Annotated in this window: 11 protein-coding genes; 1 reads left to right on the top strand and 10 read right to left on the bottom strand. The window is 29.4% G+C overall.

From position 1 onward, the window contains the following. Nucleotides 1-63: 63 nt before the first annotated feature. From PBV87_RS00005 to PBV87_RS00050, 10 genes are all read right to left on the bottom strand, one after another. Nucleotides 64-1,572: a hypothetical protein gene (locus tag PBV87_RS00005; protein WP_271010664.1), complete on the bottom strand. Its 1,509-nt coding sequence runs from the start codon at nt 1,570-1,572 to the stop codon at nt 64-66. A 458-nt stretch (nt 1,573-2,030) separates the two neighbouring features. Continuing rightward, nucleotides 2,031-2,327, bottom strand: coding sequence for a helix-turn-helix domain-containing protein (locus PBV87_RS00010; RefSeq protein WP_271010665.1), 297 nt, complete (start codon nt 2,325-2,327; stop codon nt 2,031-2,033). 83 nt (nt 2,328-2,410) lie between these two features. Then, nucleotides 2,411-3,028: a zonular occludens toxin domain-containing protein gene (locus PBV87_RS00015; RefSeq protein WP_271010666.1), complete on the bottom strand. Its 618-nt coding sequence runs from the start codon at nt 3,026-3,028 to the stop codon at nt 2,411-2,413. A 1-nt stretch (nt 3,029) separates the two neighbouring features. Further along, nucleotides 3,030-3,422: a hypothetical protein gene (locus PBV87_RS00020; RefSeq protein WP_271010667.1), complete on the bottom strand. Its 393-nt coding sequence runs from the start codon at nt 3,420-3,422 to the stop codon at nt 3,030-3,032. 8 nt (nt 3,423-3,430) lie between these two features. Continuing rightward, nucleotides 3,431-3,688, bottom strand: a complete 258-nt coding sequence (locus PBV87_RS00025; RefSeq protein ID WP_271010668.1) for a hypothetical protein — start codon at nt 3,686-3,688, stop codon at nt 3,431-3,433. Nucleotides 3,689-3,697: 9 nt separating this feature from the next. After that, nucleotides 3,698-4,708, bottom strand: a complete 1,011-nt coding sequence (locus PBV87_RS00030; RefSeq protein ID WP_271010669.1) for a hypothetical protein — start codon at nt 4,706-4,708, stop codon at nt 3,698-3,700. Then, a complete protein-coding gene (locus tag PBV87_RS00035; RefSeq protein ID WP_271010670.1) occupies nt 4,687-4,962 on the bottom strand; it encodes a hypothetical protein in 276 nt (91 codons plus the stop codon). Before PBV87_RS00035 ends, PBV87_RS00030 begins: the two co-directional genes overlap by 22 nt. 27 nt (nt 4,963-4,989) lie before the next feature. Then, nucleotides 4,990-6,906 (bottom strand): fibronectin type III domain-containing protein, encoded by a 1,917-nt coding sequence (locus tag PBV87_RS00040; protein WP_271010671.1) that lies wholly within the window; start codon nt 6,904-6,906, stop codon nt 4,990-4,992. Between the two features lie 598 nt (nt 6,907-7,504). Further along, the gene (locus tag PBV87_RS00045; protein WP_271010672.1) at nt 7,505-7,783 is read right to left on the bottom strand and encodes a hypothetical protein; all 279 of its coding nucleotides are present in this window, start codon (nt 7,781-7,783) and stop codon (nt 7,505-7,507) included. Further along, nucleotides 7,780-8,088 carry a hypothetical protein gene (locus tag PBV87_RS00050; protein ID WP_271010673.1) on the bottom strand — a complete coding sequence of 103 codons (309 nt, stop codon included), beginning with the start codon at nt 8,086-8,088 and terminating at the stop codon, nt 7,780-7,782. The genes PBV87_RS00045 and PBV87_RS00050 overlap by 4 nt, the downstream gene beginning before the upstream one ends. Before the next feature lie 143 nt (nt 8,089-8,231). Between PBV87_RS00050 and PBV87_RS00055 the strand changes: the two genes are divergently transcribed. Then, nucleotides 8,232-8,422, top strand: a 191-nt coding sequence (locus PBV87_RS00055; RefSeq protein ID WP_271010674.1) for a helix-turn-helix domain-containing protein, incomplete at its 3' end; no start/stop codon positions are given.

The raw sequence follows: 8,422 nt of genomic DNA on the forward strand, positions 1-8,422 counted from the left end.
AAAAAAAAATAGCACAGAATAAAAATTCTATGCTATAATCACATTAAACAAGTAAATATATATTTATTCAATGTATGAGCCATCTTCTTTATCAAGGAGTGCGAAACGTTTTCTAACTTCCAAATTGTCCAACGTTTCAAACTTACCCTTTAAGAGATTGGCTTTTTTATTTTTGTATGAAAAAGCTTTTTGTGTATCATTCTCTGAAAGTAATGTTAAAAAATCAATAGTATCTTGAAGAATGTCTTGTTCATTTTCATTATTTAAATATAAACTAAGAGAACTCATTGAATTAACAATCCTATTCTTTATCAATTCGATATTTAAATCCCTATTATATTTTCTAACTAAGTTGCTATCTGGACTGTAAGATGTAAGTTTTAAATCCTGAAGTAATTTCCAAAATGGTAAAACATCTTTATTTCTCTTCCTTGTATGTTTTGTATCTTTCATATCAACTAATCTAAATACATCAGTTGTCAAAAGTCTATGTATTAATATTTTATTATCCATTAACCTAAATAACCTATCAAGAGCTTTATACTCTGTATTTGTTATCAAAGCTAAAAACTCCATACTTTCATCTAAACTTTGATAAAATTTTCTTTTGGTTTCATACTCTATATTAGTTATTAAAGTTGGTCTTGGCGTAATAGTATTTGCAAATCTCTCTAGATCATCATGCTCTAACTTTTCATAACCACTTAAAATACCATGGCAGCGTTTTTTAATATTAACATCTTCCCCAAATTCTAAGTAAAACTCCAACCTTGCTAATGTAAGCCATCTATAGGACTTTTTGAGAAATGCTTTTTCATAACAGTACATATCATATTTAGAAATCAAACCGTTCTTAAGCCATATAGGATAAAAGAAAGCCTTATAACCCTTTTCTATAACCTCTTTAGTCTTATTATACATTCTAAGATATAAATTATTAGAAGTTCTATTCCCAAAAGCTATATAATCAAAATCTGTTTTATCATCACCAACCAAAGCAAAATCTAAACGACCTCGTGTAAAATTAGAAACCTGCATACTATTTAATTTATTTACATTCAAAAAACTCTCTAAATCCCTCATATAATTTGTATGATAAGCATAATCTATCCTATTTTCTTTCACATGCAAAACAGTATAATGAGGACTAATAAGCCTAGATACATATTCATAAGCCTTTTCTAATGCAGTATACTCACCAACCTCCCATAATAAATTAGCTGATAAATGCACAATAATCGGTGGAAAATTACTGATAGGTACTTTCTTAGCAACAAATATCTTAAAATTATCTTCTTTAGTAAAACAATATGTATACTGCCTAAACGTTAAACTTGTTATATGTAAATCTAAATCCTCTAAATAAACATTTTCACCATCAACTAAATCCTTATAAGTATCTAACTTCTTAAAAAAATCAACATTATTATAAGGCTCACGTAAATATACAGTAAAATATAAACTATCTATACCATGCAATATCTTTTTTTGTGTTAAATCAAACCAATTCTTTCTACTATCCTCATCAAACTCATTATAAATTTGATTCCTTTTATCTTCGGTACGTATCAAATAAAAAACCTCCTTTTTACTGAAAACTCTGTTTTTTCAGCAGACCCTATTTTGCTGATTTTTTTAAAACCCTATCTAACCATTGATATTACTACATTTTATCACATTTTACTCGTGGCGTACATGGGGGGTATTACTAGAACCCCCCACATGCAAAAACAAGTCAACTCACTCATTAAAATTGTGCAATATAAACAAAAAGTATGCATTTGAAAATTTAGAATAAATATTCAAATCACGTAGCTCTTATATTTATTGGCAGAATATTCGGGTAATTCGGCAAACCCAAATCTGCCGAATTTTTTTAAACCCTATCAAGCCTTTGATATTACTGGACAAACTACAGTTTTACTCGCCGCGTTCAACCCCTGTATTACAAGGGGGATTTTGCGAAATTTAATCAACTTTTTAATACTATCTTTAGCAATATTCCATTCATATCTCACCTCACCAAAAAATTATTCTATATGTTCATTAATTATTTTATGAACAGTACCAACACTACAATTAAATTTCTTAGCAAGGCCTCTCATACTAAAACCATCAGCATATAAAGATTTCATTATATGTTTATCTTCGTTACTAAACAAATCTTTTCTACCCGGTTTTATACCGGAAACATGTTTTTCATATGCAGGTATAAGAATTTGTCCAATAACTTTATCTTTAGAAATAGAAAGCTTTTCAGCTAAATCTGTGAAATATTCATCCATTTCAGTAGTAATAGTTACACTAACTCTTTTCGTATTTTTCATAAAATCACCTGTTTATTATTTATTATAAACATAGTGTACTACATAAAAAACAATTGTTCAAGTATTATTTTGAACAGCTCGATTTATAAAGATTTAACACTTATAGCATTTGAAGAAACAATATCAAAAGCTTCCAATAGTATATCTCTTTGCAACTTTGCCTCTGGAGGTGTATAAACAATATCTTCAGATGATAAATTATCTTCGTCTTGTAAAACTTTTTGGTTTGTATCGTAAGAATCGAAAACTCTCTTTGATAAATAATAAATACGTTTTCCATAACCCTCTCCTCTTGGTTGAGGGTTTCGACAATTTGCAATAGCAAATCTAAATAACTTCATATAGATATTATACTCAAACTGGATAAGCCTACGCATAGGGTATGCTATATCATGTATGCTTTGAGCCGTTCCCAATATATCAATACCATCTTTCCTATGTTGCCTTAATTCCACCCAAACATTATGGTCTATAGAATACATTGTTAGCTGATCAAATAAAATACCCATTTCATCACAAATAATTAATGCATTTTTTATATCTGGTCTACCTAAAAGTTCTCGTGGATCTCGTACATAAATAGCACCCTTTATATGAAAATTAGAATAAACAGTTTTACCATTAGCCATAGCTCTTAAAGCCCATGCTGTAACTGTTGCCGTCTTACCAAAACCAGGGAGACCTGTTATAACCTCAATCATATCAAAGTACCTCTTCTATTTTATCTAAGTTTGAAATATAACTTCTTGTATGGTTAGGAGGGACTCCTTCCGTCGCCCTCCCAACCATACAAGAAGTTAAAGTATCTGTTAATGTGTTAACCTTATTCTTTAATAGGTCGTTTTCCTCTTGAAGTAGTTTATAATCATCAAGTTTAATCATAGACTTTTGAACTGATTTTAATATCTTATAATCTTCATACTCTACTTTAAGCTTTCTATACATAGAACCAAATGAAAAGCACATAATCGCAATAATAGCATAACTCATAAATGTAACACCACCTAATAAATAAATTCCAACACCTAACAAAGTTAAAAAAGCATACAATAACTTCTTATTCTTTTTAGGCTCTTTAATATCTTTATCTTTCATAATACCTCCTAGAAGAACGGAATAAACTCAAGAACGAACGTTATTAGCCATATAATAATCATAACACCGATAAAAGCTATAATAATCCCCATAATTGTAATAAGGGTATCTACAGGAAGAAATACATTAGCACTTTCTAAATAACCAGATATAGCTGACCAACTTTCCCCATACTTATCAAAAGGAATATCTATTGGTGGAATATACTTGGCAACCATTCTCATGAATTTAGCTGCATATTTAAAAAGACCGTCTATAGCATTCATAAAAACCTCCTAAATGTCTAATTTAGGCAATATATAGCCTAATAGAAAATTAAAAAATCCAAGCCAAAGCATAGCTGACATTAAAGACCTAAAAGGCTTTATAAAAGGCTTCATTAAAGTAAAATCAAACAAATAAAATTCTATTCCTATTTGAAAATAATCTTTAGAGTCACCCCAAACAATTTCACTCCCGGGCTTTTTTAAAGGAGTCTTGTTCATAGTATCTTTCATACTGTTCAATTGGTCTTTAATTTGGTTCATTGGCATTTTATCTGTAAGCTCTTTCATAGCATCAGCAAGTTCCTTTTGAGCTTCTGGAGAAGGTGTAAACATAGTTTCAATTTGCTTTGAAATCTTCTCCAATAAAGCTACCATATCTTTTAAAGTATTTAACATTTTACGTAAAAGCTCTATTATAGTGCCTAATAAGCTATGTGTCATAGCATCGGATACAGGTAATTCATCAAATCTATGTGGACCAGTCCTTTGAGACCACATAACGGCAAATTCAGTCTTAGTACCATCTAATCCCCCAATATCGGCGGGAATTTTATTAACCTCGACAGCTACAACTTGAAAAATCAAATCAGAACCAATAAAAGCCGAGTTCATAGGTTTAATAGTATAGAACCCTGCTTGTACTATTTTCCCATTACTATCTTCAATATATCTTGGATAAAAAGTATCAACGATCTTGTTGTTACAAAGAAGATAGAACTTATCTATTTTACGTTCCATCATCATTGCATAATCTAACTTAACATCTATATTAACCATACTATGAGAGATACTAGGCTCTTGTAAGCTAATTTCTATCCCATATTGTTCTTTATTTGGATGCTCATCATCACCAAAGTAAATATAACCATCAGCCGAAATATCAAAAACTGACTTATAATACCCTCCAGATGATAAGGTGCTGAAATCATCTGCATAAACATTAAAAGGGATAACCCCCAAAAAGGTTATCCCTAAAAATAAGAAGGCTATAAGTTTTCTTAATTCGCTTTTGATGACCATTGTTTAAATAGACCAAATAACCATCTAGCCGCAATAAATGTAATTGCGAAACCAATTACAGCACCAATAATTAAAACCCCACCTTTTGACATTACTGTCAAGCCATCAGTCATTTTAGTAATCATAGTGTCTAAATTTGTATCTCCTGTAGATGTATTCGCAAAAACTGAAACAGATAAGGCACAACAACTCATCATAAGTAACATTAACTTTGACTTTGCATTTCTCTTTAATCCTTTTAATTTTTCTGACATGTAAATCCCTCCAAATTTTAATTTAATTTATCGTAAACGTGAAATTTCATTTAATAATGAATTTATACGTTTATTACTATTAATTTCTTTTTCATTTGATGAAATACCATAATAACCCTCTTCGGGTAAAACACCATGACCACGTATGGAACTTAAAGCTTTATACTGTTTCATAAAATCTTCATCACTAATAGCTTTAGATTGAATATTATTAACTTCATTAGGCTGACCAATAATTTCACCAGTATGTTTATCTATGTAGTTATCATTATAAGAAATAGCCGAATCATTCTTTATAGAATATAAATGATTATTTCTAGAACGAGTTAAACCTATCCAATATCTAAACTTTTTAAATAAAAACCTAAGTGTCATAAACAAAATAATAAACGGAATTAATTTTAAAATTAAAAAGACACCAGATGATAACATTAAATCAATACCATTCAATATAGAAACAATGATTGTATCAATAGAAGATAATCCAGAGCTATTAAATTTCAAATCAACAGACAAAGATGCACCTATTCCTTTTGAATCTATTGGAACAACCTCAACCAAAACAGTATCATCTTCCGTATAGCCTAATGAACTAAAATCAACTAAATATTCATTAGATAAATTGTCTAAGGTTTCAATACTAACTTTATCAATAAAAATTTCAAATCCATCTTTTACATACTCACTAGACCATTTTAAAAGCCGTTTCATAGTATTTTCAGAATCTGATATTGAAGAAGTTAACGAAAATACCCTAGGTGGTGGTGGCTCATTAGTACTATGCTTAATTTCTTTCAAATTTGAAACACCATACTTATTAGAAGCTACTACACCAAGCGTATACTCTGTATTAGGATTTAAATTTAAATATGTAAATGAATTACTAGATACAGTATCAACTAAAGAACCATCTAAATAAAAGCTATATTCTGAAGCGTATAAACCACCTGCAACTTCAACTCTTATAAAGTTAACACCAAATCCAACAACTTTTAAATCTTCTATATCTAAAGGTGCTTTTAACCATGGTGAAGTTCTAAACGAACATGAAACCCAATTACTCTTTAAACCATTAGCTAAAAGTCTAACCTTAAAATTATAACTTTTGTCAGGTAATAAATTATTAAAATCATAACTATTAGAATCTAAAACATAAGATTTACCATCAAAAGAAATTTCAAATTTTTCATTAGTCAAATTAGTTATATCATCAAAAACAATATTACAAGATGAATCTGTTATATTCGTACTATATGAAATATCAGTAAGTGAAGATGTAGAAATTTTAAAAGAGTTATCATATGGAATATAAGAGGTGTCGCTTGAAGGTTTTCCTCTTATCCTTATTACATAATCATTACCAGGGACTAAATTATTCAAAGTATAGGAAACACTTTGTTTTAAAGAACCTCCCGGAACTGGAACATTCGAAATAAGAACATCATTTAAAAAAATATCAAAACTAGAATAAGTACCATTTAAAATATCTAATATATTTACAGATGAACTAAATGTTGACGTATTAATAGAAACTATAGGCTCTGGTAAACTACCATTTTTATCAAAAAAAATGTACATATATGAGGAAGATGGAACACGATTATGCGAATTGAAAAAACTTGCATGATATTCAGTATTACTAACCTTACCAGCACCACCTAAGTCATGATAAACAGTTAACACTTTAAAAGGCTCTTCAAATTTAATAGTAATAAAATCATATTCGTCTATTCTTCTCATGTTCATATTAAAATCAGCATCTTTAGCTGAAGTGAATGAAAGAACACAATAATTTTTATCAAAATCAAATGAACCAATAATCCTACCATCAAAAATTACTTGACCCGACGAAGTAAAATATAAACCATACTCTGACGCATATAATGGAATACAAAAAATAAAAAATAAAAGTACGACAAATATAGTTTTCTTTATATCAACCACCCCTTGATCTACTCAACAAACCAAAGGCAATGCCAAGTATTGTAAACAATAAAAATACAAAAAGATTAACGTCTATCATAATTAACGACCTCAACCATCTGAACATTTTGGCCACACGAATTAGACGAATCTATCCAGTCTAAAAACAAATGATATAGCCAACAGAGTGAATACATCTTTATAAAAAATTCTACTAAAAGATTAATACCTTCAATAGCCATTCCCCCCTTATTCATATTTATTTCTTAGATATTTTCATACCTATATCTAAACCACAGTATATAGACAGTAGAATAAATACTGCTTTAATACTGTTGTTTATAGCAATTAATTCTGGTAAATAGTCTATTCCAACTAAATTTTCCATTGATAAATTCCTTTACAATATCTTATTGTCTGCGACGCCGTTCGCCACGTGGCAGCCCCCACATCTTCGCGATTTAGTTTTCTAAATATTCTATTATATACCGCGTTTTATGTGTGGGCAGAAAATAGCTTAACGGCTTTTGCTCTTGCTAGGTAGTATTTAAAATTTTTTAGAAAGTCACTAAAAATTTTTAAATCTCCACCTTTGCAAACGAGATTAGTCTAAATAGTATCAAGTAAAACCCTCTAGTTTTATGATTTCCTCTAAAGCTATAAGTAAGGTCTTATCTTCTTTTATTGAGACTATACAAGATATAGGTTTCATGTTGTTATATGCAATCTCCGTCAAAGCACATATTAGGTCTACGTCAAAAACATATATAGGGATAATGCTACTTTCTCGGCTAGCATCTCCAAATTGCAATACGTCAAGAATCCCAAATTTATTACCTTTGCTCTCCTTGTTCCTATACCCTGTTATATAACCACTTATTATTGCTTGAATAATCATTGCTTGAAAATATCTAGTGTTTTAGTTGGTTTAAAACTAACTAAATCAACTACAGCATTTCCTTTTGTATTAGATGTTAGTTTAAATGTGGCTTCACATTGTAAAGGGAATGTTTGACTTCTCAAGTCTTTAGATAATGAAAGGTCATAAGATTTCTTAACAGGGAAGTAACCTTGTTTACCAGGCTCTTTTGTTGGTGTTGGTGTTAAGTAAAAAATAGTTACACCCTCTTTACGTGATTGCGGACTTTCATCTATCGCCCATTCGTTAAAACCAAGAATTACTATATTGCCTTGAAACTCCATATATAAATCAACTCCTCTGTAATATTATTTTTACATTATGTAAAATTATTTTTACGTTTATATAAGTATATAATATTCTCTTTCCTTTATCAAGTATTTATTAATAGTATTTGATAAAATAATGTTTAAAAAGAGGTGAAAAAATGTTAAAAGAAAAGCTAGACGATTTAAGTAGACAAAGCATATGTGAAAATTTGAATATATCAAGAGCTACATTAAATAACTGGGAAAAGTATAAAACTGAAAACATTTTTAAATATTTAAAGTTATGTAAAATGCTTAACATAAACCCATTTGATGAATTAGACAAATATGAGAGATTACAGGAATTAAC

It is taken from the genome of Holtiella tumoricola (assembly GCF_027857615.1).
Classification (GTDB): Bacteria; Bacillota; Clostridia; order Lachnospirales; family Cellulosilyticaceae; genus Holtiella; species Holtiella tumoricola.

Excerpts from the sequence above, each read along its gene's own strand:
- PBV87_RS00010 (WP_271010665.1), bottom strand. The coding sequence starts at position 2,327 with ATGAAAAATACGAAAAGAGTTAGTGTAACTATTACTACTGAAATGGAT.
- PBV87_RS00015 (WP_271010666.1), bottom strand. The coding sequence starts at position 3,028 with ATGATTGAGGTTATAACAGGTCTCCCTGGTTTTGGTAAGACGGCAACA.
- PBV87_RS00020 (WP_271010667.1), bottom strand. The coding sequence starts at position 3,422 with ATGAAAGATAAAGATATTAAAGAGCCTAAAAAGAATAAGAAGTTATTG.
- PBV87_RS00025 (WP_271010668.1), bottom strand. The coding sequence starts at position 3,688 with ATGAATGCTATAGACGGTCTTTTTAAATATGCAGCTAAATTCATGAGA.
- PBV87_RS00030 (WP_271010669.1), bottom strand. The coding sequence starts at position 4,708 with ATGGTCATCAAAAGCGAATTAAGAAAACTTATAGCCTTCTTATTTTTA.
- PBV87_RS00035 (WP_271010670.1), bottom strand. The coding sequence starts at position 4,962 with ATGTCAGAAAAATTAAAAGGATTAAAGAGAAATGCAAAGTCAAAGTTA.
- PBV87_RS00045 (WP_271010672.1), bottom strand. The coding sequence starts at position 7,783 with ATGATTATTCAAGCAATAATAAGTGGTTATATAACAGGGTATAGGAAC.
- PBV87_RS00050 (WP_271010673.1), bottom strand. The coding sequence starts at position 8,088 with ATGGAGTTTCAAGGCAATATAGTAATTCTTGGTTTTAACGAATGGGCG.